Below are 26,352 nucleotides of genomic sequence, written 5' to 3' on the forward strand. Positions count from 1 at the left end.
CCATCTAACGGATGTTTTGACATCATCGCTCTCATTCCTTTCAATAGCATTGAATTCGTTTTCAATTCTATTATAAAAGAAAAGACTGTAAACATCATCCAAAAAGGGACTTTGTCTACAGTCTGAAAGCCGCATCCAATTTTTTGGATGCGGCTTTTGGGTTGATCAATTGATTTTTCTCTTAGGATTCAACAGATTCATTGGATCAAGCAATGCTTTGATTTGGTGTTGCAAAAAATCGACATCTTCACCAAGTTCAAGATTGTTCCATTGGTTTTTGACCATCCCCACGGCGTGCTCGCCTGAGATTGTACCACCTAGCTCTAAGGTTTTTTTAAACATCAATTGCAAGGCTTCATTGACTTGAGGCGGCATTTCACTAGCATCTGCTGGCCAAACGATTGTTGGATGGACATTGCCATCACCGGCGTGACCTGCAACATAAATTTTTAGGCCGAGTTGCTCACCGATTTGTTGGATATAATCCATCATCGGTGCTAATTTAGAAAGTGGGAGTGCCATATCTTCCATAATATGGTTTTGTCCGGCAAAAACAGCGGGTAACATATCTTGCCGCAGTTTGACTAAAGCCGCTTGCTTTGCTGGATCCGTGGTGACTTGAATGTTTGCAGCACCGAATTTAGTTAACAAGTCATTCATTTTTTGTTCGATCTCAAGTGTACTTTGATCAATTTTAAAAATCAGCATAGCACCGCTTTCACTAGCGTAGTCGGTTCCTTCATATTGATCTAAGGCGGCAATCGTATTGCTGTCGAGGGCCTCTAACATGGTAGGGCCGACGCCTGAAAGCCGGATCGCCGCAACCGCTTTGGCTAAAGTCGTCATATCAGGGAAAAAGGCATTTCCCATCATCGGTGTTCCGATCGGCAGTGGTAAAAGTTTGACGATAATCTCCGTAATGATCCCCAGCGTACCTTCTGAACCGACAAACAGTTGCGTCAAATCATAACTAAACGCTTGTTTTAACGTTCGACCGCCTAGTTTTAACTCACGGCCATCAGCTAAGATTACGGTTAGACCTAAAACGTTGTCCTTAGTCGCGCCGTACTTGACGGTGCTCATTCCACCGGCATTAGTAGCCGTATTTCCGCCGATCCCCGAAATACTTTTTGAACCAGGGTCTGGCGCATAAAACATGCCGAGTTTGCGAGCTTCGTCATCCAGTGCTTGATTGATGACACCAGGTTGGACGACAGCTAGTCCATCTTCTTTACTGATTTCAATGATTTTATTTAGACTGCGAGTTGATAAGATGATCGCGCCGGTTAATCCGTCGGCCCCGATCACAGTACTGGTAAATTGATTTTGTGTGATGACGGGGATGTGGAAGGTGCGAGCAGTCTGCAAGACGCCTTTGATATCGGCTGAACTTTTTGCGTCGACAAAAGCGAGCGCTAAGCCACTATCTGCATCGGTCATTCGCGGACTGAAAGATTGTTTTTTCAATGTTTCTAAGTCTGTGAAAACGACACCATCAACTACATTTTTCGTTAGATCTGCAATGACATCTTGTTCTTCAAAAGCTGTGAAAACTGCCATCAAAACCACTCCTTTTCATTTGAACTTTTTAGTGACAAGTTCTGACAGTTCTAATGGTAGTCGAATCATTTTTAGAAAGCTAGCGATAAGACTTTTGGGTTTAACATAAGTCAGCGAACAATTGAGCAGTAAATGCTAAACCGTTTTCAAAAAGGATATCTATTTTTAGGCAAGATTTGTTATAATATGAATGGAAACTGAAAGGAGAGACCAAAATGAAATTAAATCAATTTGGATTGAAGCACGAATCACTGTCGACAGCTAAAAAAGAATTGACTGACTTACATTTTTTGACTGAAAAATCAGCTACGACTGGAACAGCGCTCTGGTTTGAATTGTTGCGCAAAAGTTTTTTAACGGTCAAAGATGAAAGCGGGTTTGTCGCGAAATTAGGAAATCTCTTAGCTGATGAGACCAATGACTTAGCTGAGTTTTACCAAAAAGAAAAAACGTTGAATAAAGATGTCTTTTATACCGTCGCGCTCCAATTGTTAGAATTTGAGCACGGGATCGATTTTTCAGTCGAACATTTAGGCAAAGACCTTTTGAAGATCAATGTGCCGACTATCGATGGCGATTTTGAGCAAGTTGATACGGTCATCGCTGCTTGGTATTTGTTATTGAATACTCATACTCAAAACGGACTGACCTTTTTAGATAAATTGGCAAATGAAGGTTTTTATTTAGACCAAAACGTTAGCCAACCGCTATTTATCAATGGGAAAGCACAAGCGGTCTTTGATGCGACTAAGATCATTCGGGAAGTCGTTTATGTGGAAGCTGACTTAGACACGGATGCAGACGGCAAGCGTGATTTATTGAAGTTAGAGATCTTACGACCGGGTGAGACTGAAACAGGCTTAAAAGTCCCGACCCTTTTTACGGCGAGTCCTTATAATCAAGGTGTCAATGGACCAGCTGGGGAGCAGTTGACGTATAATGTCAATCTGCCACTAGAACGTAAGGAACCAACAGATACTCAATACGAAGATATCCAATATCAGCCGGAAGCTAAAGACTTACCACCAGCTCGTTCGGTCAATGGCCAAGCTGATCAAGCAACCGAAACATTTGCCCGCGAGTTGACGAATTATACGTTGAACGACTTTTTCTTAGTTCGCGGTTTTGCTGTCGTATATGGAGCCGGGATCGGGACTCGAGATTCAGATGGCATCCAGACTTGTGGCTCGGTGGAACAGACTGATTCGATGGTAGCTTACATCGAGTGGCTGACTGGTAAGCGTCGGGCGTTTACGAATCGGACAGATAATCTTGAGATCAAAGCGTGGTGGAGCAATGGCAAGGTAGCGATGACTGGGAAATCTTATTTAGGGACTCTAGCGACTGCTTGTGCGACACGCCAAGTGGAAGGGTTAGAGACGATCATCTCAGAAGCTGCGATCTCGGATTGGTATCAATATTATCGCGACAATGGGTTAGTGATCGCACCCGGTGGTTTTCCTGGCGAAGATGCCGATGTTTTAGCGATCGAGACTTTTAGTAAAATGAAAAACGCTGGAGATTACTTGCATAGCAAAACTTTTTTCATGGATTATTTAGCAGAGATGGCGCGCTTGCAAGATCGGCGTTTTGGAAATTACAATTCGTTTTGGGATGAACGGAATTATTTGCCGTTTGTTAAAGACATCAAATGCGATGTCGTGATGGTCCATGGGCTGAATGATTGGAACGTTAAACCGCGCCAAGTCGCAGATCTTTGGGATGCGTTAAAAACAGTTCCGGTGACGAAAAAATTGATTTTACATCAAGGGCAGCATATTTATATCAACAATCAGCCATCACTCGATTTTTCCGATATGATGAATCTGTGGTTGAGCCACAAACTTTATGGGGTGGAAAATCAAGCCAAAGAAATCTTGCCTGATATCATCTACCAAAAAAATACTGCGGTAGAGACTTGGGAAACTTTAAAAGACTGGCAAGGAGAACAAACGCAAACGTATCATTTAAGTAAAACGGAACTGGTCACAACGGAAACGAGTGGTCAAGTAACTTTTAATGATGAGTTACTGACAGAACAATATGAACGTTACACGAAAAATATTCCATTATGGGAAAAAGACCTCAAAGAAAATGGCGTGATGGATGGTCATCGCTACTTGGCAAAATCAGCTGAGTTGACCTCAGAACTTTTGATCGCGGGACGTCCAACGGTTAAATTGACCGTTGCTTCCAGTCAAGATCTAGGAATGTTGAGTTTTCAACTAGTCGATTTCGGCAAAGCAAAACGTTTAAAAGACGTTCCTGATCTGCTAGTTCCTCACGGTATGCCATTGGGTCCAAACTGGCGAGAAGAAAATGTGATGGAATTTAAATTTGGACCAGAAACGGAATATAAATTGATTTCGCGTGGGCATATCAATTTACAAAACCGGGAAAACCCGTGGAAAAATGATGAGTTAATAGCTGGTGAAATGGTCACGATCGAAGTTCATTTACATCCGACATTGTATCATTTGCCAAAAGGTCGTCAGTTAGGTCTGATCATTTATGGAACGGACTTTGCTCACACCGTTCGAGGTAACCAAGAGATCGAATACACGATCGAACTGGGCGAGTCCACGTTGACTTTACCATTGGCTTAAAGTCTCCCCAGTCGCTTAAAAATCTTTTTACAGTTTTGAGTTGAATCAGATCCAACGAAAATCCGCGTCCGCTTTCAGTCGTAGTTTACTGAAAGCGGACGCGGATTTTTAGGTTGCTGATTTACAAGATTGCATCGATTGCTTTGATCAAAGCGTTTCGAAAACCATACTCTTCTAATGCAGTGACGCCTTTGATGGTCAAGCCGCCCGGTGTGGTGACCGCCTCTTTTAATTCAGCCGGATGTTGGTTGGTCACTTGTTGCAAGCGGCCACTGCCGATCAACATTTGACTGATGATCTCATAAGATTGGGCCCGCGGGATGCCATGTTTGACAGCTGCATCTGACAAAGCTTCCATCATCAAGTCGACAAAAGCTGGGCCGCAACCGGCGACAGTGTTGATAGCTGCGATCTGTTCTTCAGGAGCGATGATGACTTTTCCTAAGGCTTCAAATGTTTGTTGCAATGTTTTTTTAGCTTCTAGTGAGATCGTTTCGGGAAAAGCGATGGCAGTCACGCCTTCATTAATCGCAACGGGAGTATTAGGTAATGCACTTGCCAGAGGATAACGTTCCCCCATGATGGTTTGCATTGCGTGTAAACTGACTCCAGCAGCTACAGAGGCGATCGGGGCTGAAAATGCCGGCACTTTTTTGAGTTCTTGTAAAAGTGGTACGACTAATTTGGGCAAGGTAGCGATCACTAAGACATCGACTGTTTTTAATTCTGTCAGTTCGGTGACGAGTTGGAAATGGAGTGCTTGTTGTAATTTTTCTGCTGAGCCGCTGTGTCCGCCTTTGACGAATAATTGTTGCGGGGTGACCAAGTCGGCGTTTAACCAGCCGCGAATCATGGCACTTCCCATTTGACCAGCGCCTAAAATTCCGATCTTCATAGAAAATTCTCCTTCGTTGATAATTATTTTTCAAAAAAGCCGATCAAGATCCCAATGGCTAAAATGATTAAAACGATCGTAGTGATTCCAACGTATAAATAATCTTTTTCTTGTAAAAAAGCATAGATGGAAACGACAACGCGCAAGACGGGAGTTAAGATCAAACAAAAAATACCTAACTGAATGTATGCGCCGGCTTTTAATGCCCCCAGTCCGAGAAAGATCGTTTGAAAGTCAGTCGGTGCATGCGTAGCACTGTATTCAGTGGAGCCGTGTAAGAGTAAAAGCAGTAGGCCGAATAAAATAATTGCCGCCGACACTAAGACGCCGATCCGTAAAATATAGCCGATAACTCTTTCGATCGCTTGGATCTCTTGTTTTTCAGTCTTCATCAAATCGTCACCCCGAATCCGCGTAAAATCATTTGCAAGCCCATCACGACTAAGATCGGGATAAAGATCAGTCGAATCCATTTTGGTTGCAGCTGCTGCATGATTCTAGAACCGATCGTAGCACCGATCAAAACGCCAATTGCCAATGGGCCAGCAATCTGGGGCAAGATGGTTCCGCGAAAAAAATAAACCATCGCCGAAGCGGCCGCGGTCACACCCATCATTAAATTGCTCGTAGCACTGGAGGGCTTCAACGGCATTTTCATAATAGTATCCATCGCAGTGACTTTAAAAACACCGCTGCCGATCCCTAACAAGCCCGAGGCCAAACCAGCGCCAAACATCATGGCAAAACCGCCAGGGACTTTTTCGACTTGGTAGTCGATTTGCTGTTGGGTCGCTTTATCGAAATAGGTGCTGTTGAGCTTTAATTTTTCAGCGAGTCGATCGCTTTTGGCTTGGTGGAGCACTTCTGATTTGCCACGGAGTTTTTGCAACATATTGATCGTGGAAAACAACAAGAAGCTGCCGAATAAAACAAATAAAAAACCTGTGGGAACGAGGCCAGTCAAAATCGCGCCGACGATCGCGCCGATGGTGGTGGCGATTTCGAGAAACATCGCGATTCGTAAATTTAACAAATCGTCTTTTAAATAAGCGATGGTCGCCCCTGAACTGGTGGCAATCACGGACACGATACTAGCAGAGATCGCGTATTGAATGTCTAAGCCAAACAAAAGCGTCAAAGCAGGCGTTAAGATAATACCGCCGCCGATGCCTAAAATCGAACCTAAGATGCCAGCAAAAATGCCGATCACTAGTAATAATAAAATCTGAGTCACCATCTCATATCCTTTCAAACTAAAACTTGTTACGCGTCAATGCGCCTAAAACAAGTTGTTTTTTTGAGCATTGACTTTTTTATTATAACCTAAATCTTAGCCAAGCACGGAACAAACCGCTATAATAGGAAAGAATTTATTGAGGCGGGCTTATTTTAAATCGAATTCAAGGAGTGATTCAAATGATGAAAGAACGTGTGGTGGTCTTTGGTGATGCGATCATCGCCATCATCATCACGATCATCGTCTTAGAGCTACCCATCAGCTACGCGAGTAATGGCGCGATCCATTATGGTGAATTATTGCGAGCGGTGGGAATTTATTTTATCAGTTTTTGTTTTGTTGCGAATCTATGGTTTCAAACAGCGTATGCGTTTAACCGAGTTGAGCAAGTCAAAAACAATGTCTTAGTCGTTTATTTATTGTTGTTGTTTGGACTGTCGCTCGTCCCGTCAGCGACGCGGTTGTTGATCGAAGATACCACTCGGCAGACCGTTTTTATTTATGGCGTGTTGACGTTTTTAGTAACATTTGTGATGCGTCGCATGATCGTTTCATTGACGCGACAAAGTTTGCCCGATGAGGCCCAAAAGAAGCGGCGAACCGATGAATTGAATCGTCAAGATCTGTTTAGTTTGGTTGCGCGCTTGATTTTATTAGCGCTAGGTTACTTTTTCACGCAAGCAGTCTTAGTCATTTATTTAGTTTTTCCGATTTTGGCTTTTTTACAAAATATCGTGGATCGCGAAGAAGATGCGTTTGTCGATACGTTAGCTCTTGATGAGCAAAATGATTATTTTCACGATCGTAACGACTTGTGGGGAAATCCCTTGAGACGTTATGGCCAATTGTTGCGCGAATCTTTAAAAGATAGTGATCAAAACGATCCAGCTTGGCGCGAACAAATCACAAAAGAATGGCAGAAAAAAATCGGCGAAACGATCGGCCAATTAGAACGAAAAATCGCTACGACCAGTGATCCGCAAAAGCAACAGCAGTTGAAAGTCCAAGTGACTCGCTTGAAGCAACAACAAGAAGGCTTCAATCGACGGCTGAGTCAACGACCAAAAAAGGGAAAATCACCTGACAAACTCCAGTAAGACATCAAGCTAGCGCTTGTGTCTTTTTTTGTTTCCGAGTATACTTAATATAAATATCGCATGAGAGATAAGGAGAAGCACAATGAACTATCGCCCAACTGACGTAGAACATCCGATCAAAATGTATATTCGCCGCGACCTAGGCATCACCGTTGAACAATTTGGCAAGATCGCCGGCATTCCCCAGTCAACGTTAGCAACTTGGATCAAACGTGAGCGGCCAGTCGAGAAGCTACCGATCGATTTTTATAGTGCACTGGCGACGGTCGCGAAAAAAAATCTTGAAGAGGTGTATCGAGATTTATTGACGTGGCAAAAACGATATTATCAATATAAACAAGAAAGTTTGCAAGCTGCCGAAAATAAAAAACCGCTTTTTAGTTTAGCGGCAGATGAAGGCCGAGCAGTTTATCACGCCTATAAAATCCGTGGGGCTGAAGCCGATTTGTTAGAGCCGGCGAAACGGTTGCGCAAAGCGATCGACCGGTTAGACAGTGAGTTGTTTATTCAAGCATTGATTCCGATTTATGGAAATATCGAGCGGGCGATGCCGACGTATTTAGCTAAAACATTGGCGAGTAAAGATCAGTTGAAAGAATTTGGTCAAGCCTTTTACAATGAACTATTGATCAAAGGCTAAGAAATTAAAATGAGCGTTGAACGGAAAGTGCTGAGGGTTAGCGCTACCGTTGAAGAAAAAACCAAGGAGCCAGACAGCATGCCGTCTGGCTCCTTGGTTTTTTACAATTCTGCTTTGACCGTGTCAGCGACTTCGGTCAATTGAGCAGTAGTTTGATCTGTTTGTTTGGCGATATCTGCGATGCGCAAGAAACTATTTTTATACATCGCCACTTCGCGGAAGCGCGAATATTTTTCTTCGATCTCATGATAGACGACCGGTTGCTTTTTACTTTTTTCGATCGTTTCTGAGGTCGGGATGTATTCTAACTGTAAATATGACAAGGCATCATTGACACCATCTAAAAAGGCCTCATATTCTTCTTGCCGGAGCTTGCCATCTGCCAAGCGCTCCTTTTGTTTTTCGACGAATAATTCAACGACTGGTCCCACTTCGATCGGTTCTACTTCCAAAAAATCCCCTCCAACTTTTCCTTTGTTTCTATTTTACTATAGATTTTGATTCTTGTAGCATTTAAATAATCAAACTGACGAAAAAAAATTCTTTTTCTTTCAAAATTGTAAGTCGATAAAGCCCTTTTCTATGCTAGAATAAAAAACAACAATTAGGAGGGACAGTACAATGGAAAAAGTGGAAAAGCATTTGAAAAAAGCCAAGACATGGAACATGGTTTTACTGATTTTAGGTATTATTTCTGTAATTTCAGGGATTGTTGGATTAAAAAGTGTTTTAAGTCCAGATACGAAGACTTTTGAACAATTAGGCGCGTATGGTCAAGAGTTACTAGCCTATCAGACTAGTCCGTTGACTAAAGCCGTTTCCATCATCGGATTACTAGTGAGTATCGTGTTAGTCGTTTGGTATTTCAAAGCGAATAAAATGTTAAGTAACGAACAAGTACCACCAAAGTATCCGTATTATATTTATTTAGGCTATACGGTTTTAAGTTTGTGCTTAACGATGATCATGCAGCCACGCGCAACTGGAACGGCCGCTAGTTTTGCACTAGTGACAACGATTGTGACATTTGTTATTCAAGCGATCGTCGCACTGCCTGCCGTGTTAGTGATCGTTCATTTATTTAAAGCCGAACCAGAAGGAGTAACGCATGAATAAGAGACCAACTAGTAAAAATCCATTTAAAAAACTACAAGCTAAATTTAAGGGCTTGACTAAAAAACAAAAGACCCGCGCTAGCATTATTGCGGGAATTTTAGCCGTCTTGTTGTTAATTGGAGCGTTTGTGTATTCGCAAACACGTAAAAAAGATGAGGCTGAAAATAAATACCAGACAGTGACATTGAAAAAAGCAGACCCGTTGACGTTTAAAGGGATCGTCAAAGCTTCTACGACGCAAGATTACTATTTTGATCAATCGTTAGGAAAAATCTCAACGATCAATGTCTCAGATGGTCAAAAAGTCGATGATAAAACGGCGCTTTTGACTTATGAAAATCCAGAAGTCCAATCACAAGCCGATGAACAAAATGAAAACTTGAATAAATTGAATGTTGGCGTGAAAAATGCGCAAGAAACGGTGGATGCTGCTAATACGAAACAAGCAAAAGTCCAACAACAAGTCACGAACGCGCAAAATGAATATAATGCCATCACCGGAACCGATGAAGAAAGCAAAGCGAAAAAAGAAGCGGCCAAAGAAAAAGTTGATCAGACCGAAGAACAACTCGATGCGGCAAAAGATGCGGTGTTGCAAGCGCGCCAAGCTCTTGATCAAGCAAACGCGGAATTGTCTTCTGCTAATGAAGCGGTCAACAATATGAAAGCCAAAGTCTCCTCGACAGTCACAAGTTCAAGTAGCGGAACGGCTTATGTCAATCAAAAAGGAAAAAATGATCCGTCAGTGCCAGTGGTCCAAGTCGTCAGTGATGATATCCACGTGGAAGGGACTGTTTCGGAATATGATTTCTCACGTTTGAAAGAAAACGAGAGTGTGACCGTCAAACCGATCATCTCTGATCAGAAAATCGACGGAACGATCACCCATATCAATCAATTACCAGAAAAAAGTAGCGGCGAACAAGCTAGTGGAAGTAAAGGTACCGCTTCAGTCTCGAATTATACCTTTACAGTGAAGCCTGCTCAAAGTTTGCAGTATGGCTACAATGTTCAAATCACGTTGCCGCTAGATGAGATCCGTTTGCCAAATGCCGCGGTGTTAGATGAAAATGGCGAGTCGTATGTTTTTGTTTATCGTGATGGTACGATCCATAAGAAAAAAATCATGACGGAAAAACAAGATGGCTACATTGTATTGCGTAGCGGTTTGAAAGAAAAAGATAAAATCGTGGCAAATCCTGATGAAAAACTTTCCGACGGTCAGAAATTGGCGGTGGATTAAATGATTGAATTGATCAATATCAACAAGTATTACCGCACCGAAGAAGAGAATCTCCACGTCTTGAAAGATATCAATCTTTCAGCTGATGCCGGCGAGATGATCGCGATCATGGGTCCGTCCGGATCAGGAAAATCGACGTTGATCAATACATTGGGTTTCATCGATACGAAATTTGACGGTCAATATTTATTTGAAGGCGAAAATCTCATTACGACTTCAGATGATCGACTTTCAAAAGTTCGGAATCAAATCGTCGGGTTCGTCTTTCAAGACTTTAGCTTGATCGATAATTATACGGTCTATGAAAATGTCGAATTACCGCTGTTGTATAATGGTTACAGCTTTAATGAGACAAAAGAAAAAGTGATGGCTGCACTAGACAAAGTCGGGATCGCTGATAAAGCGGAAAAACATCCCAAGCAACTATCAGGGGGGCAACAACAGCGGGTGGCGATCGCACGAGCGCTCATCAATCAGCCTAAGTTTATCATTGCGGATGAACCGACCGGCGCGCTAGATACTCATACGTCTGCTGAGATCATGAAATTATTCCAAGAACTGAATCGCAAAGAAAAAGCGACGATCTTTATGGTAACCCATGATCCTGAAGTGGTGCCTTATTGTACCCGGCTGGTGAGTATTCGGGATGGCGCGATCATTGAAGATAAGGCGGTGGATGACCGATGAAATTTTATGTGAATTGGCGCTCTTCGCTAGGTTCGATCTTTAAAAATAAAAAACGGAGTGCCTTGACGATGTTCGGGATCATTATCGGGATCGCCGCAGTAATTGCGATTTTATCGATTGGTCGTGGTTTTGAACGCGATACGATCAAAAGTTTGACTCCTGGTGAATCCAGTAAATTAGAAGTCAACATCACGTTTAATCCCGACGATCCAGCGCTGTATTATTCGAACCTCGACATGATCCAACCAAGTGATATGGAGATCGTCCGCAATCTTGATGGGGTAGAGAAAGTCAGTTACCCTAAAGCCGATCTCAGCTATATCTATAAAGATATTCCGATCAAAAATAAAATGAAAAATAAACGGATCGGGGTCGTGAAAAAACAAGGGAAGCCTGTCCTTTATGGCCGGAGTTTGACCGTCTATGATAATGAAACGCAAAACAAAGTCGCACTCGTTGATGAAGGCATTGCGAAAAGTTTGTACAAAAGTGGTAAAGCTGCGATCGGTCGTGGGATCGAGATCGAAGACCAAGTGTTGACGATCGTTGGTGTCTTTAAAGAAGCCGCGGGTCAAAGTATGTTTTCTGCGGAAGAAACAAGTATCCAAGTGCCGCGAAAAACGTATATTCATTTCTTCGGCAATGATCAAGATACCAGCAGTCTAGTCTTGACATTGCGTCAAGGAACCAAACCGAATAAAGTCGCAGATAAAGCGATTAAGAAATTAAAAAGTAATGGTGCGATGCGGGACCAAGGGGAATACCAAGTCGCAGATACAGCGCTGATGACAGATGGGATCAGTGATGTCTTGAGTACGATCACCTTATTTGTTTCGGCGGTCGCAGGGATTTCACTATTTATTGCTGGAGTCGGGGTCATGAATATGATGTACATCTCGGTTTCAGAACGAACAAAAGAAATCGGGATTCGCCGAGCATTGGGGGCAACGCGCGGGGCGATCCGCACTCAATTTTTACTGGAAGGGGTCACGTTGACTTTAGTTGGCGGGATCATCGGTTATTTACTGGGGATGATCGTGGCCTACGCTGTCGGGTCAGCTATGAACATCTCGGTTTCTGTCGATCTATTCACCGTTTTATTAGCAGTGGGTGTTTCAAGTGGGATCGGCTTACTCTTTTCTGTAATGCCAGCCTCAGAAGCTGCGAAAAAAGATTTGATCGATATCTTGCGTTAGCTTGCGAAGGCAATGTTTGAGACGTGACCAACTACCGGTCGCGTCTTTTTTTATCGACTAGTTTCTCCACCGGATCTTTTAAGCGCTAAACGAGTTTGGTCATTTTTCTTATTTCAACTACTTGGAAAATTAAAAAAACAAAATTCTGACTTTTCTGTTAATTTATGCTATTATTCTAATTAATTGAAATGAGAAAGGAAGAACGTATTTGAAAATTGAAAAACAAAAACAATTGTTGAAATTGATCGAAAAAGATTGTCGTTTATCTATTGATGAGTACGCGATCTTGTTAGGTGAAGAAAGTGCTGTTGTTGCCCATGAAATCAAACGCTTAGAAGCCGAAAATATTATTTGTGGCTACCGCGGCTTGATCGATTGGAGCAAAATTGAAACCGAATGGATCGAGGCCTTTGTCGAAGTCCGGACGTTAGCTCAAGGAGAAGATGGTTACCGCAATATCGCTAACAGTATCAAAAAATTCCCACAAGTCGAGATCTTGTATTTCATCAGTGGCGGTTTTGATTTCTTCGTGAAAGTCCGAGGCAAAAATATCAAAGACATCTCTAGATTTATCGCGACGAATTTAGCTTCGATTCCAGAGGTCCAAGGAACGCGGACACATTTCTTATTAGACAAATACAAAGAATGGGGTATCGATTTAGAAGACAATGATACCGATCACAGGATCAAGGTGACACCATGAGTGCGGAAAAGTATTTAGCTAAACACATCACAGCGATCCAACCTTCTGGGATTCGCAAATTTTTTGATATCGTTTCCGAACAACCTGACGCGATCTCGCTAGGTGTGGGGGAGCCGGACTTTGAAACACCGCAGCAAATGACAGCAGAAGGTATCCGCTCGCTGCAAGAAGGGCGAACGTTTTACACGGCGAATGCTGGTTTATTACCACTTCGCGAGCGGATCAGTGATTATTTGCAAGAAACGATGACCGTCAGTTATGATCCGAAAACGGAAATCATCGTGACTGTTGGTGGGAGTGAAGCGATCGACTTAGCGTTGCGAGCTTTTATTGAAGCAGGCGATGAAGTAATCATTCCGCAGCCGAGCTTTGTCTGTTATGAACCGATTACGCAATTAGTCGGTGGTGTGCCGGTGACGATCGATTTATCAGCGGAAAATGATTTTCAATTAACGCCTGAGCAATTAGAAGCTGCGATCACGACGAAAAGTAAAGTCTTGATTTTATCTTATCCGAATAATCCGACTGGTGGCATCATGACAAAAGAAGCCTTGATCAAAATTGCCGATGTCGTCAAACGTCACGACTTGTTAGTGATCTCAGATGAAATTTATAGTGAACTGCTGTATGACGAGCCTTTTGTTAGTATTGCCAGCTTACCAGGAATGCGAAATCGAACGATCGTCGTCAATGGTTTTTCTAAGTCATTTGCTATGACTGGCTGGCGGTTAGGTTATGTGGCGGGCTATGAGCCGTTCATCAGTGCGATGTTGAAGATCCATCAATATACGATCATGGCAGCACCAACTGTCAGTCAATATGCTGCATTGGAAGGATTGAAAGATTGGCACGAGACGATTGAAACGATGCGTTTATCCTACGAGGAACGCCAGAACTTTTTACACCACGGTTTAACGCAGTTAGGATTACCTTGTTACAAAGCAAAAGGCGCCTTTTATTTGTTTCCAGACATTCGGCAGTTCGGAATGTCTAGTGAAGACTTTGCGTTGCAACTACTCGAACAAGAAAAGTTAGCGGTGGTACCAGGCTCAGCGTTTGGTAAAAGTGGGGAAGGCTTTTTACGTTTATCTTATGCTTATTCATTAGCCGAATTAAAAGAAGCGTTGCATCGTTTAGGACGCTTTGTTGCCACTCTGAGTTAATTGTGTTTTGCTGGACAAATTCAATTGAAACAACGAAAAAATCAGCGGGCTGCTGGAAGTAAAAAAGAAGCCAGCTGATTTTTTTCATGTCTTCAATAGCACTTTCTTAACAAAGTATGATTGAATTAGCATCATTTTTTTATGTAAGCGAATCCAAAAGGTAAAAAAACCGGTTTTCAGTCGAGTAGATTTATCTGAAAATTTTAATTATAAGAAATCGCTAAGACTGTTATTTTTCTCACGATAAAATAAAATCAGATGCAAAAAAAATAACCATTCTCGTCAAAGAATGGTCACTTTATAAAATAATTTTTCTTGATATTGGAAGAAATTTTTAACCTTTTCGTTCAAATTTTAAATGGTAGATGACTAATAAGACGATAAACCAAATCGGTGAGAAGATCAACGCTTCACGTGTATCGGCTGCCAACGCCAGCACAACTAGTACGAAAGCTAAAAAGGCGTAGATGATATAAGACGTATAAGGGAAAAGGTGAAGCTTGAAGTTACTTTTCGCGACTTTATCGGGATTTTGCTTCCGGTATTTGCTGTGAGTAAAGACGATCATTCCCCAGATAAACAAGAAACAAATCGTGGCGATTGAACTAACCATCGCAAAGACACCGCTTGGCATAAAGAAGTTCAATAAGACCGCGATGAAGATCACTAAAGTGGAGAAGACCAATGCTTGACCTGGAACTTTGTGAGTCGTCAACTTTTTAAAACGAGAAGGTGCGCTACCTTCTTGGGCTAGTGAACGAACCATTCGGCCGGTACTATAGATCGCGGAATTACAAGCCGACATTGCCGAGGTCAACACGACTAAGTTGACGATTGAAGCAGCTGCTACGATTCCAATTTCTGAAAAGACTTGGACGAACGGACTTTGGTCAGCGGACAAACTGCTCCAAGGGTAGATGGACATGATCACAAAGAGCGAACCTAAGTAAAACAAAATGATCCGGATCGGAATGTTGTCGATCGCTTTTGGTAAAACCGTTTCAGGATCAGAAGTCTCGCCACCGATCAAGCCGACTAATTCAACTCCACAAAAAGCAAAAGTCGCCATTTGGAAGGAAAGCATAAACCCTTTGGCACCTTTCGGGAAAAAACCGCCGTAATGCCACAAGTTACTGACTGCAACGTGTCCTGCACTTGTTTTATAACTAGTAAAAATCATAAACGCCCCAACGACGATCAATGCGACGATCGCGATGACCTTGATCAAGGCAAACCAAAATTCCATTTCACCAAAAAGTCCCACTGCGACTAAGTTCAATCCTAATAAGATGATCAGTGCAATGAGTTCAGGCAACCATTGAGGGACATTTGGAGCCCAAAAACGAACGTACATCCCGGTGGCAGTCAAATCAGCCATCGCGATAGAGATCCAACAAAACCAGTAGGTCCAGCCAGTGACAAACGCGGCTTTTTTACCAAGATAATCTGCGATGAAGTCTAAAAAAGAATGGTAATTCAAATTTGACAACATCAATTCTCCCAACGCGCGCATGATTAGAAAAATAACTCCACCTGTGATCGCGTAGGAAAGAAGGATCGATGGACCTGCGAGCTGGATCGTTTTTCCGGCCCCTAGAAATAGCCCGGTTCCGATTGCGCCACCAATCGAAATCAGTTGAACGTGGCGATTTTTGAGGCCGCGTTCGAGTTCCTCATGTGTTTCCATTTTATCAAATCCTTTTTTTAAGATAACATCATTTTACCACCAAAAAATTTGTACGCAAGTAAAAACATTAAGGGTAATCTGAACCTCATTGTGAATTAGAAAAATTAAATAACGTCACATTTTAAAGAATCGGTAGAGATTTTTATTTCAACTGTCATTTGGGAATCAGTTGGTGTTATAATATAGTCTGATTAATCAGGGAAGATTTAGGAGGTTGACCTGTGTCCAAAAAAAAGCTGGGCTGGTGGGGGCTGATCATTTTCGTGATCGCCGCGTTGAGTTTTGCCGGCTACCAATTTTATCGTGAAAAAACCGCTGCGACACGCCGTGAGACGGAACAAGTATTTCAGCGTAAATTGAATAATCTCTACCTCGACCAAAAGTCAGGTTACTTTAAAGATACGATCAGTGAAGAAGATTTTGATCATTTGTTAAACGAATTAGCCGCACGCACCGGCCGAAATCAAGCAATGGAAGAACAGATCGCAGGGAGCAAGGCCGATTTTCGTTTGCAGACGCAGATGAATCAATTGTTTGAAAAAAGTGTCTTGACGGGGATGGATCTTTCAGCCCATCCGGTTTTACAAACGATCGATACGAATGATCGGATTACACGCCTAACAGGGCAGTTACAAACAAGTGCTGCGAAAAAAAAGAGCTGGGGCCAAGATATTGAAGCGATATTATCAATCGCGAAAAACCAAGCGAGCCACTATCAAGCTGCCGAGCAAACCGTGACGAAGCTGACACGAAAAAAAGCTGCTGATATTACGTTAAGTGATTATTTATCGACAGTTCAAACAGTAGCGATCTTGCCTGATGGAAATTTCAAAGAGGATTTGCTTAATCAGTTAAATCCAATTAAACGGAAACTCAGTGAGAACAACCAAGATTTTTCAACTGAAGTCCAACAAAAAGAAGCGGAAATCGAAGCGGCAGCAAAAGACTATCAAGCCCGCCAAACGAAAGAATTAGAAACAAAAACGGAACAGTTGAACACATTGAAAAAAGAATTAGCACAAAAGCAACGCACTTACGCGTCGCTTTCACGGATGAAAGTCTCGTTGGAAAATAGCCGATCGCGCTCGTTGGAAAGCAGTAGCGAATCAAGTACTACGTCCACAACGATCGAAAATGGAGAGGTCATTATCGTACCAGGAGACTCTACGAATACGCGACCAAGCAGTTCGAGCTCGTCATCTACTTCGACCAGTTCAGCTCCGCCAATGGAAAGCAGCACGAGCAGTTCTGCTAGTGATGATGAGCAGCAAATCGCACCAGCTGGAGTTACAAATCATTAAGCAAGGGCTGTAACAATTGTCGTGGTACTGTCCTATGAACCGAGCAATCCTAAACGTGAGACACGAGCAAAAGCCGGATACCTTCCATTAAAAATTATGGGAAGGCATCCGGCTTTTCAGCGTTTGAAATTTTTTCTGACAGCCGTTTTCTTGTTAAAGGTAGTCAAAGCGGTCGCTATGTATCACTTGAAAACGACCTATGTCTTAGTTTCGGTTAGGTTTAAACTAGTTGCTGAGTTGGAGTAGCTTTTGGCTTTTTTAAATCTGGTTTTTGAATTCAAGTGGGACGATCTTATCCAAAATGAGCATCATCTCTGCAGGGGTCTCTTTTTGGCCAGAGTTGACCCAATCTTCAAGGACCCCAAAGGCCGCATTACTGTAATAAATGATTAAATAATGTTTTTCGATCGGAGTCGTGACGGTCGTTTTGATGTAAGGAACGATCTGAGACTCTGCATGTTGTTGGATAAAATATTTGAGTTGAGCTCGCGTTTCATTTGACCCATGGGTGGAGATCAACAAACTTAAAAGATAACCTTCATGTTGTAAGTAATTCAATAATTGAAAGAAAAAAGTTTGCTTATCAGAATTTTGTAAGAGTGTCAAAATCTGTTTGACGCCTGCTAAAGCTTCCGTTTGAAGTTGTAAGATCAGATCTTCTTTATCTTTGAAGTGACGGTAAAAAGCTCCGCGACTGATTTTTGCAGTGGTGATAAGGTCGTTTGCAGTGATTGTTTCAAGCGAGCGAGAAGCAATCAAGGTGATGAAAGCTTGTTTTATTTTTTTTCGTGTTTTTAAAATGCGCAGATCGGTATAAGCGGGTTCCATTTTTCACCTCATGTTGATTTTATTAGACAGTTCACTTCATTCTGTTCTGTATCGCGATTTTGTGATTGCTTTTATTCAGGGAATACCTACACTAGTATAAAAGATAAAAGACAACTAGTCTAATAAAAGGAAGGAAATCAAAATGAGAACAGCTGAAATGAAACAGGCGTTTAAAAAGTACGGGAATCAAGTCGTATTAGATGACATTTCTTTTTACTTGGAATCAGGGAAAATTTTAGGCTTGATCGGTCCTAGTGGCGCGGGAAAGACGACGACGATCAAAGCTTTATTGGGCATGGAACAATTAGATCGTGGGGCTAGCTTTGTTTTAGGTCAAAAAATGCCAAATCGAGAAGTACTAGCTCACGTCGAATACATGGGGCAAGAAGATGCACTGTACAACGAGTTGACTGCAGCAGAAAACTTACGCTTTTTTGGTACATTGATGGGACTTAAACACACGCAATTAGAAAAAGCGGGTGATCATTATTTGGAGTTATTGAAGCTTAGTGATTTCAAACAAACATTAGTCAAAAACTTTTCTGGGGGAATGAAACGACGCTTGACTTTGGCCATAACCCTTCAAGCTGAACCGCAATTACTAGTCTTAGATGAACCGACAGTTGGGATCGATCCAGCATTGCGTCTTGAGATTTGGGATCAGTTACGCACGATTGCGCAAACTGATCGCGGTATTTTGATTACGACTCACGTGATGGACGAAGCAGAGCGATGTGATCTTTTGGGGTTGATCATTGGGGGAAAATTATTTGCCTTTGGGACTCCGGCAGCATTAAAAAATCAATTTGCTGCTAAAACGATTGAAGAAGTTTTTTTGAAAGCTGAGGTGCGTTCAGATGCGCTATAAAGCAATCGTCAAACGAGTCATGTTAGAGCTAGTGCGAGATAAACGAACACTACTTTTGATGATGCTCGCACCATTAGTCATCATTTCATTGATGAAGTTTGTGTTTGATACGAATACTGAAGTAAAGGTCAAACTAGGCTATTATGATTTGCCACAAGAAATCACAACCGCACTGCCAGCAAGTCGAGTGACACTCAAAAAGTATCCGCCAAAGACTGACGTTAAACACGCCATTACTACGGATGATCTCGCGGCATTTATCACGGTTTCAAATGACCGATTCGTTGTTACTTATGAAAATGCTGATCCTAACGCTACCAATCAAATCAAAAATTTGCTGCAAGCAGCACTTGCTAAAGGTCAACTCTTGTCAATGCAAGGAATTATAAAACAGCAAGCACACGCATTAAAAAAAACAGCGAAGTTGAGTCAAATCAGCGGGCAAGCATCATTACCAGCAAAACAAGCGACGCCAGTACGTTACACAATCACTAATCATTATGTTTATGGAAATGGTAAGACCCAATTTTTCGATCAAATATTTCCGATCTTAATTGTGTTTTTTGTTTTTTTCTTTGTGTTTTTGATTTCAGGAATTTCATTATTACGTGAACGAGCTACTGGTACTTTAGAACGGGTCTTAGCAACGCCCGTAAAACGTAGCGAGATTATCTTTGGTTATTTGACCGGCTACGGATTGTTTGCGATCATCCAGACTGTTTTGATCGTTGCTTTTTCGATTCTGATTCTTTCATTGAACGTTGCCGGGTCGATTGGGTTAGTCTTAATCGTCAATATTTTAACGGCATTAGTAGCACTAGCCATGGGGATCTTTATCTCAACTTTTGCAACTTCAGAGTTTCAAATGATGCAATTCATCCCCTTAGTCGTCATTCCCCAAATCTTTTTTGCCGGTTTGATCCCAACTGAAAATATGGCAGGTTGGGTTCAAGTCATTGGAAAACTACTACCGTTAAGTTACAGCGGGGCAGCTCAAACAAAAATCATGATCAAAGGACAAGGCCTTTCAGCGATCATAAGTGATTTGGGGATGTTACTTTTATTTTTGATCTTCTTCACGACGCTGAATATTATGGGATTAAAAAAGTATCGTAAAGTTTAGCTGACAAAAAACAATTAAACGATGGATTAAAAAAGGAGCCCGACAGTTTGCCGAGCTCCGTTTATTTTACGCTTGCAACGTCTTCAAGACTTTTCGTGAAAAAGGTCCCACGAGTAGCAGTTGAAGGGGTAACGCTACGATTAAATTTAGACCCCAGGTGTGAAGGTAGAGTGGAAGGGAGACGCTGCCTTCCATCAAGATTCCGAAAAGGGACATACAAGTGACCATCCCAACGACCATCAGACTAGAGATTGTGAGCACCGTACTTAATGGCTGTTGCGGTTTGATCCACGTAAACGTGATTTTTTTGGCAAGAGCACCGATCACGAAAACATCTAGGATCAAGGCGGTCACAAAACCTGGGAAAAAACCGCGAACTAGTTCGCTCAGTGTTAAATGATCATGTAAAACTAAATTATACGTACTCATCCCAACGACCATCAGGGAACACATCAGTAAAGTAAAAACGATTTCTTCTTTTTTATTAGTTGGCAAAATGATTCCTCCTTTAATTATGCAACGAGGATCACTATAGCATGTTTAAAATTTTCGTGTAAGTAAAAATTGGGTGAGAATTTTATTAGGATAACCCGCATAAACTTTGAGGAGAAATGTCCGCCAGCTTGCTAACCAAAAAACCGAGGACGCACCCTTTAATCGGTAAGTCCTCGGTTTTTTGATTTAATCTGAACTTTTGGTCGCCGCATTTTCTTTATCGATTGCTTCGCGTAAGTCTTCAATTTGTTTATCGAGGTCTTTACTGGATTGTTTTGTGCGATCGATTTGTTGATCAAGGGCATCAGTTTGTGTGTTCAAGGAGGCTTTTTGTTTTTGATAATCGTCTTCTTTGGCATCATAAACTGTTTGATATTGCCGCGTCAGTGTGCCGCCATTCGGTTCTAATGTTTGAGTCAAATGATTAACTTTTTGGGCTAAATGATCAAAGTCAGTCCAATTATCTTGCGTGTCCGTCACAACGATCTCAAACTGACTGAGATCATTGATTCGTTCGGAAACGATTTGACTGCTGAAGTTAGTAGCATCTGTAATGGCTGGACTATTTAATTTTGCCGCAACGAGTTCGTTAGCTTTTGCTTTGACTGCCGCATTAATCTGTTGCGAATCATTTTGGAGTGCATTTTTACGATTGGTCAACATTTGTTTGGCTTGACTGCTACGGGTGATGAGCTGTCCGCCGCTTTCTTCCACTGAAGCCGGTCGCGGAAAATCTTTATCCGCTTTTCCTGCGTTTAACAGATCCATCGTTTGTTTGAAAATATCTTTTGTTGCTTGCCCGACGACTTCATTATTTTGCGCTTTAGGCGTATCATTCCCAGCCCAGACCGCCACGGTGTAGTAAGGCGTGGCGCCCACGGTCCACAAATCTTTAGCTTCATCAGTCGTCCCAGTCTTGACTGCCCAGTATTGATTGTGGGCTAAAGTCATGCCGGCTGCGGTCCCGTCAGCTTCTTGATGGACACCTTTCATCGTATCAAGAGTCAAGTAGGCCGCGTCATCACTGTAAACTTTTTTCTGTGGAGCCTCGGCTAATGAGAAAATTTCTTTATCTTGGTCTTTGCGAGTGATGTTCGTGATATTTGTCGGCAAGCGGAAATTTCCTTGGTTGACGAGTGTTGCGATCCCGCTAGCCATTTCTTGGGTCGTCGCGCCGTAAGTCATCCCACCGACTGCGATGATCGGATTGTTGTCAGCCGGATCAAGTCCACTGAACTGCATTTGAGCTAAGGGATGGTAAACGGGTTCTTCTAACTCTTTGCTGTTTTCAGCTGCGAGTTTGAAGGCCACGACGTTTGATGATACAGCCATTGCATGCCGCAATGTCAAATCACCTTTTGAACCGAGATAGACATTATTCGGATACGTATTGTTTGGCCGGTCATCAGAGATTTTGCTCGTTTCTAAGAGACCACGTTCATAAGCCGGGGCAAAAGAAACTAAAGGCTTGATCGCCGAGCCCGGTTGACGGAACGATAAAAACGCACGGTTGTACGTGTTACCGGCTTCACCTCGGCCACCGATACTAGCCACAACTGTTCCTGTCTGATTATCGATCACGGTCATAGCCGCTTGTTTAGTGTACAGTTCTTTATCTTTTTCCGTCCACTTCGCCATCGTGTTAGTGACGATCTGCTGTAATTCTTGGTGGATCGTAGGATCGATCTTTGTTTTGATCTCATAGCCACCAGACATGATTCGTTGATAGACTTTATTATATGCTTCTTTGTAATCTTTGTTGTAGCGTTTTTCTTCGTCTTTTGAATCAAATTGGTATTGGAAGCGGAAGCCCTCATCATTCATCAAAATTTTAGTCGCAGAATCAATCGTCAATGCGATCTCATTATCTTGGATGTCATTGTCTAAAGCGTCTGAGTGGACGTGAGCTGTAAAATCGGATGCTTGTGCTTTTTGATAATCTTGTTTTGTGATGTAGCCTTGGTCTAGCATCTGTTTTAAAATGACGAGGGCTCGTTTTTTCGCGTTTGCTTTTTGAGTCACTGGATCGAAAATCCCAGGATTGTTGGTGATCCCGACTAAAGTTGCTTTTTCTAATAGCGTCGTGTCATTGATCGGTTTATTGAAATACACGCGAGAAGCTGCGTTGATCCCATACGCTCCATGACCGAAGTACACATTGTTCAAATAATATTCTAAGATCTGATGTTTGGAAAACTTCTTTTCCAATGCTTGGGCCATCACCATTTCTTCTACTTTTCGGGAGACCGAGACTTCAGGAGTCAAGTAAATGTTTTTCACCAGCTGCTGGGTGATCGTTGAAGCTCCCCGAACGCCGCGGCCGATCATCGCATTTAAAGCTACCGTCAATAATCCTTGAGTATCGACTCCGTGGTGTTCATAAAAACGGCGGTCTTCAATGGCGATCAGTGCTTCAGAAACTTTCGGATCCAACTCTTTGTAGGTGATATAATCTCGTTCTTGCGTCTTTAATTGTTTGATCGTCTGCCCATTTGCATCGAGAATCGTCGTAGGGCGGTATTGTTTAAAGTCACTTTCTTCAACGGTCGCTGCTTTTTCTTGCCCTTCATCGATTGCAGCGGTGACTTGTTTGCCATATGTGTGGACAAAATAAAGTCCTGCGACTAAGAAAATAACGAGTAAGGCGCCTAAAACTGAAAGCGAGATCTTCGTGGCTTTGGACCATTTCTGTCCGGAATGTTTTGCTTGTCTAGTTTGTGCCATTGCTAAAATCCTTTTTATTTTTTTGTTGATCTCTTTTAGTGTAATCGAAAAATGCGTGCTTGACTATGTTTTCCAGCTAAAATTTTTTCTAAGCTTCCGCTAGATTTTACCGGGAAATGATCAGAAAGACTTGACGGGAAAGTTTTTTGTCGCCACAATGAGGAAGAAGCGTATTTTTTAGGAGGACTAATGAAAACAACGAAAAAATGGCTGATCTTTTGGGGCATCTTAGGCGCATTGGTGTTGGGCTTTTTCATCGTCGTTTTGACGGGGAATTTTCCGCAATTTGAGATTCCGTTCAGTGCGTTTGCTAGTAATGACAAACAGATAAAAAAAGCTGATTTGCCTAAGCTGACTTCCATTGCATTGAAAGATTATAATGACCAAGAACTGCTTGAGCAGCAGCTAGAAAAAATCAACGCCTTAAATACAAAATTAAAAGACACCGCGACTTATGCTAGTTCAGATGTCTTAGCGGCGACTTTAGGCGAAGTGTATGGCACAGTGCTTCAACCAAAGGGCGTCTTTCGAGTTTATCGTTTATTTTATCCGGTGATCAGTTCTGAAGAGGCAAGTTTTGTCAAAGTCAGTTTGTTAGGCTACGGCGTTCGGTTAGAAGATGACCAGCCGGTGAAGACGATTCGTCAGCTGTGGACTTTTACGGATGCAGATGGCAAACGAAACGACTACCAAATCGCATTGACGTATGATGATAAAAACTTACGATCGATCTCAGCGACGAACAGCACTTCAGATGTCACAATCATGACAAAAGATGACACGTATTTAGACAAAGCGGCCGACTTTGAAACGACGTGGGATGATATCGTCACGAATCAATCGGATGAACGAGTTTACACCCAATTGAAAAAAGCGCATTTCAATCCGGATCTGACGGAATTCACCGCACTGGAAAATGAGTTGCCGGCTAAAGAAAAAGACGGCTTTTTTGAACTCTTCAAAGCTGCGCAAGGGAATTTACGTCACGTGTATCTAGCTGGCTTTTATCATTCAAATACACCGACTGATGGGCAATCGGAATATTATTTTCGCGTTCCGACTTCTGAAACAGCCATTAGATATTTCAAAGTCGACTACGATCGGTTGCAACAAAAAATCGAAAGAATCGAAAAACAATAAAAAAGCGAGGGGGACTGACGCTAGTGTTTTAGTCCTCCTCGCTTTTTATTGGGTCTGTTTAGCTGCGTTTTAATCGATCAAAATCGCTTCATGACCAGTATAAGGTAAAAATTTTTCGAAAAGATCTTGTGTCTTTAATTTTAAATAGTTGGTGACGGCGCCCGAACTACACGCATACCAAGGCCGGTTAGCAACCGCGCGATCTATGACGAGTGTGATCTCTTTTTCTGGATCGAGCAATAAGCCGAAAATCGTGGCGGCTCCTGGAATGACACCTAAACGCTCGTTTAAAAGTTTTGCTGAAGCAAAAGAGACCCGAGGAATGCCTAATTTTTTCCCAAAGTCTTTGGTAACAAAAGTAAAGTCAGCAGGTGTGATGTACAAATAAAATTTCGTTTTTTTCTGATTACACAAAAAAATCGTTTTGACGACTTCTACGCCTAAGCGGACGTCAATGTCACGACAATCTGCCATCGTCACAGCTTCACCTGTGGCGACTTGGTAAAATGGGATCTTCAATTGTTCCAACGTTGCAAACGTTTTTTCTTCCAAGGTTGAATCAAATGTAACCGGTGCTTTTTCAGACGGCTCACTTACATAAACCAACTAAACCACTCCTTTTAAATTAATTTCACCTTGATGCTACTCACGTGAACGTCAAGATGAGTACCCAAAGCTTGTGATAAGACCAACAAGTTGTTTTTAGTATAGCATAACTTAGCATAAGTAGTTGAACTCAACGAAATTTATCGCTACACTACAAAAGGAGAGGTGGGAAATCATGTATACAGCATTTGTGTTAGGCTTTTTTTTACTCGTGGTCATTTATAATGTGTATTTGGCTTTTTTAAAGCGCAAAAAAAAGACCATCCAGCCGATGATGGTCAATGTACAAGTTGGACTAAATTTTTTCATGATCGTGATTGGGATCATCTATTTAATCTTTGGCTAAAAGCTGGGCATCAGGTCCAGTTTTTTTACTATTTCGTGCTTAAGCCGAAACGATCCGCGCACCAAACGGCATCAACGCTAACCGTGCTAATTTCAATGATTGAAAAGCAAATGGAATCCCCACGATCGTTAAAAACAATAATCCAGCGCTGATCAAATGACCTAAAGCTAATGGAACGCCTGAGACGATCAGCCAAATGATATTCACGATTAAATTGATACTGTTGGGGACATAAACGACTTCTTTTCCAAATGGCGCGAGACTGAGGGCAGCAAATTTAAAACATTGCTGGCCGATCGGAATCCCCACGATCGTGATGCACCATAAGATCCCCGCTAAAAACCACGTGATCGCGCCGATCAAACCGCCGAAGATCAACCAGATAAAATTTCCAAGACAAGACATACTGCTCACTCCTTTAGTTGAGTATACAAAATTCAGCAGGTAGTTGCATCGGCCCCAAGGATGAGAAACTGAACGCTTAAAGATAATCTTCTGCTTCTTTCCGAGTCAAGAAAAAATGGATCCCACCAGTCGAATCGACCCAGCGATCTGGATTGAAGTTTTTAGCTTCGACCCATTGACCGCGACGATAAATAAAATCTTGATCGACATAAGAGACGGCTTCAGTATAATCTTGATTAGTCTCCATATCTTTGATCGTTAAAACTTTTGCTTTGTCGCACCGACATGTGGTGTTCGTCGCTGAAGTTCGCCGCGCATCAGCTGGGATCAAGAGTTGAACGATCCGAAAATCAAAACATTTTTTATACCCGAGAAAGGCACCTTGCGCTGGACAATGTAACTTAAAGTATTGCGTTGTCTCATCAAATTTGACTCCCGTTAAATCAACGTGTTCCAACATTGAAAAGTATAAATTCGCTCCTGAGATATCGGCAGCTTTCAATGAACAACCTCGTAAATCCGCACTAGTGAAATTCACATTTTTTAAAATCGCATGGGAAAAATCACACTCGCGACACAAACTGCGGCTAAAGTCAGCTCCAGTCAAATCCGCGTAAGAAAAATCTTTTTGCCAAAGTTCTTGCTCTGAAAAATCCGCACCGAGCCATTTTTTGTGAGTAGGCATA

26 protein-coding genes are annotated in these 26,352 nt (G+C 42.2%); 14 read left to right on the forward strand and 12 right to left on the reverse strand.

The genetic code is table 11. From position 1 onward, the window contains the following. Positions 1–165 precede the first annotated feature (165 nt). Positions 166–1,560, reverse strand: coding sequence for an FAD-binding oxidoreductase (locus GVJ38_RS11050; protein WP_159723225.1), 1,395 nt, complete (start codon positions 1,558–1,560; stop codon positions 166–168). 215 nt (positions 1,561–1,775) lie between these two features. On the opposite strand from GVJ38_RS11050, the gene GVJ38_RS11055 reads away from it, so the two are divergent. Further along, positions 1,776–4,166: a Xaa-Pro dipeptidyl-peptidase gene (locus GVJ38_RS11055; protein WP_159723226.1), complete on the forward strand. Its 2,391-nt coding sequence runs from the start codon at positions 1,776–1,778 to the stop codon at positions 4,164–4,166. Between the two features lie 121 nt (positions 4,167–4,287). Here the strand turns inward: GVJ38_RS11055 and proC are convergent, their stop codons facing one another. From proC to GVJ38_RS11070, 3 genes are read right to left on the reverse strand one after another with little or no spacing between them, the layout of a single operon-like run. Continuing rightward, a complete protein-coding gene (gene proC / locus GVJ38_RS11060) occupies positions 4,288–5,061 on the reverse strand; it encodes a pyrroline-5-carboxylate reductase (protein WP_159723227.1) in 774 nt (257 codons plus the stop codon). A gap of 23 nt (positions 5,062–5,084) precedes the next feature. Further along, the gene (locus GVJ38_RS11065) at positions 5,085–5,453 is read right to left on the reverse strand and encodes a DUF1634 domain-containing protein (RefSeq protein WP_159723228.1); all 369 of its coding nucleotides are present in this window, start codon (positions 5,451–5,453) and stop codon (positions 5,085–5,087) included. Continuing rightward, entirely contained in the window at positions 5,453–6,298 is an 846-nt protein-coding gene (locus GVJ38_RS11070; RefSeq protein ID WP_159723229.1) for a sulfite exporter TauE/SafE family protein, read from the reverse strand. The genes GVJ38_RS11065 and GVJ38_RS11070 overlap by 1 nt, the downstream gene beginning before the upstream one ends. A gap of 179 nt (positions 6,299–6,477) precedes the next feature. On the opposite strand from GVJ38_RS11070, the gene GVJ38_RS11075 reads away from it, so the two are divergent. Continuing rightward, the gene (locus GVJ38_RS11075; RefSeq protein ID WP_235032878.1) at positions 6,478–7,395 is read left to right on the forward strand and encodes a TMEM175 family protein; all 918 of its coding nucleotides are present in this window, start codon (positions 6,478–6,480) and stop codon (positions 7,393–7,395) included. 82 nt (positions 7,396–7,477) lie between these two features. Continuing rightward, complete coding sequence (locus GVJ38_RS11080; RefSeq protein WP_159723230.1) at positions 7,478–8,035, forward strand: hypothetical protein; 558 nt, start codon at positions 7,478–7,480, stop codon at positions 8,033–8,035. A 101-nt stretch (positions 8,036–8,136) separates the two neighbouring features. On the opposite strand, the gene GVJ38_RS11085 is transcribed toward GVJ38_RS11080, so the two are convergent. Then, complete coding sequence (locus GVJ38_RS11085) at positions 8,137–8,487, reverse strand: hypothetical protein (RefSeq protein ID WP_235032880.1); 351 nt, start codon at positions 8,485–8,487, stop codon at positions 8,137–8,139. Positions 8,488–8,656: 169 nt separating this feature from the next. Between GVJ38_RS11085 and GVJ38_RS11090 the strand changes: the two genes are divergently transcribed. From GVJ38_RS11090 to GVJ38_RS11115, 6 genes are all read left to right on the forward strand, one after another. Beyond that, positions 8,657–9,151, forward strand: a complete 495-nt coding sequence (locus tag GVJ38_RS11090) for a hypothetical protein (protein ID WP_235032881.1) — start codon at positions 8,657–8,659, stop codon at positions 9,149–9,151. Beyond that, positions 9,144–10,394: an efflux RND transporter periplasmic adaptor subunit gene (locus GVJ38_RS11095; protein ID WP_159723231.1), complete on the forward strand. Its 1,251-nt coding sequence runs from the start codon at positions 9,144–9,146 to the stop codon at positions 10,392–10,394. Before GVJ38_RS11090 ends, GVJ38_RS11095 begins: the two co-directional genes overlap by 8 nt. Beyond that, positions 10,395–11,081 carry an ABC transporter ATP-binding protein gene (locus tag GVJ38_RS11100; RefSeq protein WP_159723232.1) on the forward strand — a complete coding sequence of 229 codons (687 nt, stop codon included), beginning with the start codon at positions 10,395–10,397 and terminating at the stop codon, positions 11,079–11,081. It begins immediately after the preceding gene. Next, a complete protein-coding gene (locus GVJ38_RS11105) occupies positions 11,078–12,277 on the forward strand; it encodes an ABC transporter permease (protein ID WP_159723233.1) in 1,200 nt (399 codons plus the stop codon). The genes GVJ38_RS11100 and GVJ38_RS11105 overlap by 4 nt, the downstream gene beginning before the upstream one ends. Before the next feature lie 208 nt (positions 12,278–12,485). Then, positions 12,486–12,980 (forward strand): Lrp/AsnC family transcriptional regulator, encoded by a 495-nt coding sequence (locus GVJ38_RS11110; RefSeq protein WP_159723234.1) that lies wholly within the window; start codon positions 12,486–12,488, stop codon positions 12,978–12,980. Then, positions 12,977–14,143, forward strand: a complete 1,167-nt coding sequence (locus tag GVJ38_RS11115) for an aminotransferase class I/II-fold pyridoxal phosphate-dependent enzyme (protein ID WP_159723235.1) — start codon at positions 12,977–12,979, stop codon at positions 14,141–14,143. Before GVJ38_RS11110 ends, GVJ38_RS11115 begins: the two co-directional genes overlap by 4 nt. Before the next feature lie 334 nt (positions 14,144–14,477). Here the strand turns inward: GVJ38_RS11115 and GVJ38_RS11120 are convergent, their stop codons facing one another. After that, on the reverse strand, positions 14,478–15,830 hold the full coding sequence (locus GVJ38_RS11120) for an amino acid permease (protein WP_159723236.1): 1,353 nt from the start codon (positions 15,828–15,830) through the stop codon (positions 14,478–14,480). Positions 15,831–16,051: 221 nt separating this feature from the next. On the opposite strand from GVJ38_RS11120, the gene GVJ38_RS11125 reads away from it, so the two are divergent. Then, on the forward strand, positions 16,052–17,131 hold the full coding sequence (locus GVJ38_RS11125) for a hypothetical protein (protein WP_159723237.1): 1,080 nt from the start codon (positions 16,052–16,054) through the stop codon (positions 17,129–17,131). 258 nt (positions 17,132–17,389) lie between these two features. On the opposite strand, the gene GVJ38_RS11130 is transcribed toward GVJ38_RS11125, so the two are convergent. Then, the gene (locus tag GVJ38_RS11130) at positions 17,390–17,959 is read right to left on the reverse strand and encodes a TetR/AcrR family transcriptional regulator (RefSeq protein ID WP_159723238.1); all 570 of its coding nucleotides are present in this window, start codon (positions 17,957–17,959) and stop codon (positions 17,390–17,392) included. A 142-nt stretch (positions 17,960–18,101) separates the two neighbouring features. Here GVJ38_RS11130 and GVJ38_RS11135 point away from each other — a divergent pair, with 142 nt between their 5' ends. Together GVJ38_RS11135 and GVJ38_RS11140 are read left to right on the forward strand one after the other, a co-directional pair. Beyond that, positions 18,102–18,827, forward strand: a complete 726-nt coding sequence (locus GVJ38_RS11135) for an ABC transporter ATP-binding protein (protein WP_159723239.1) — start codon at positions 18,102–18,104, stop codon at positions 18,825–18,827. Continuing rightward, positions 18,817–19,950, forward strand: coding sequence for an ABC transporter permease (locus GVJ38_RS11140; RefSeq protein WP_159723240.1), 1,134 nt, complete (start codon positions 18,817–18,819; stop codon positions 19,948–19,950). Before GVJ38_RS11135 ends, GVJ38_RS11140 begins: the two co-directional genes overlap by 11 nt. 66 nt (positions 19,951–20,016) lie before the next feature. On the opposite strand, the gene GVJ38_RS11145 is transcribed toward GVJ38_RS11140, so the two are convergent. Both GVJ38_RS11145 and GVJ38_RS11150 read right to left on the reverse strand, forming a co-directional pair. Continuing rightward, positions 20,017–20,445 (reverse strand): DUF2798 domain-containing protein, encoded by a 429-nt coding sequence (locus GVJ38_RS11145; RefSeq protein WP_159723241.1) that lies wholly within the window; start codon positions 20,443–20,445, stop codon positions 20,017–20,019. Between the two features lie 186 nt (positions 20,446–20,631). Next, positions 20,632–23,169: a transglycosylase domain-containing protein gene (locus GVJ38_RS11150; RefSeq protein ID WP_159723242.1), complete on the reverse strand. Its 2,538-nt coding sequence runs from the start codon at positions 23,167–23,169 to the stop codon at positions 20,632–20,634. Positions 23,170–23,358: 189 nt separating this feature from the next. Here GVJ38_RS11150 and GVJ38_RS11155 point away from each other — a divergent pair, with 189 nt between their 5' ends. Next, positions 23,359–24,309 carry a hypothetical protein gene (locus tag GVJ38_RS11155; RefSeq protein WP_159723243.1) on the forward strand — a complete coding sequence of 317 codons (951 nt, stop codon included), beginning with the start codon at positions 23,359–23,361 and terminating at the stop codon, positions 24,307–24,309. 69 nt (positions 24,310–24,378) lie between these two features. On the opposite strand, the gene GVJ38_RS11160 is transcribed toward GVJ38_RS11155, so the two are convergent. After that, the gene (locus GVJ38_RS11160; protein WP_159723244.1) at positions 24,379–24,915 is read right to left on the reverse strand and encodes a prolyl-tRNA synthetase associated domain-containing protein; all 537 of its coding nucleotides are present in this window, start codon (positions 24,913–24,915) and stop codon (positions 24,379–24,381) included. Positions 24,916–25,090: 175 nt separating this feature from the next. Between GVJ38_RS11160 and GVJ38_RS11165 the strand changes: the two genes are divergently transcribed. Continuing rightward, positions 25,091–25,261 (forward strand): hypothetical protein, encoded by a 171-nt coding sequence (locus GVJ38_RS11165; RefSeq protein WP_159723245.1) that lies wholly within the window; start codon positions 25,091–25,093, stop codon positions 25,259–25,261. A 39-nt stretch (positions 25,262–25,300) separates the two neighbouring features. Here GVJ38_RS11165 and GVJ38_RS11170 read toward each other — a convergent pair whose 3' ends face one another. Then, the gene (locus tag GVJ38_RS11170) at positions 25,301–25,666 is read right to left on the reverse strand and encodes a YccF domain-containing protein (RefSeq protein ID WP_159723246.1); all 366 of its coding nucleotides are present in this window, start codon (positions 25,664–25,666) and stop codon (positions 25,301–25,303) included. 76 nt (positions 25,667–25,742) lie between these two features. Beyond that, positions 25,743–26,351 carry a pentapeptide repeat-containing protein gene (locus GVJ38_RS11175; protein WP_159723247.1) on the reverse strand — a complete coding sequence of 203 codons (609 nt, stop codon included), beginning with the start codon at positions 26,349–26,351 and terminating at the stop codon, positions 25,743–25,745. Position 26,352 lies beyond the last annotated feature (1 nt).

The sequence above is a fragment of the Enterococcus sp. CSURQ0835 genome (genome assembly GCF_902706605.1).
Taxonomy (GTDB): domain Bacteria; phylum Bacillota; class Bacilli; order Lactobacillales; family Enterococcaceae; genus Enterococcus_A.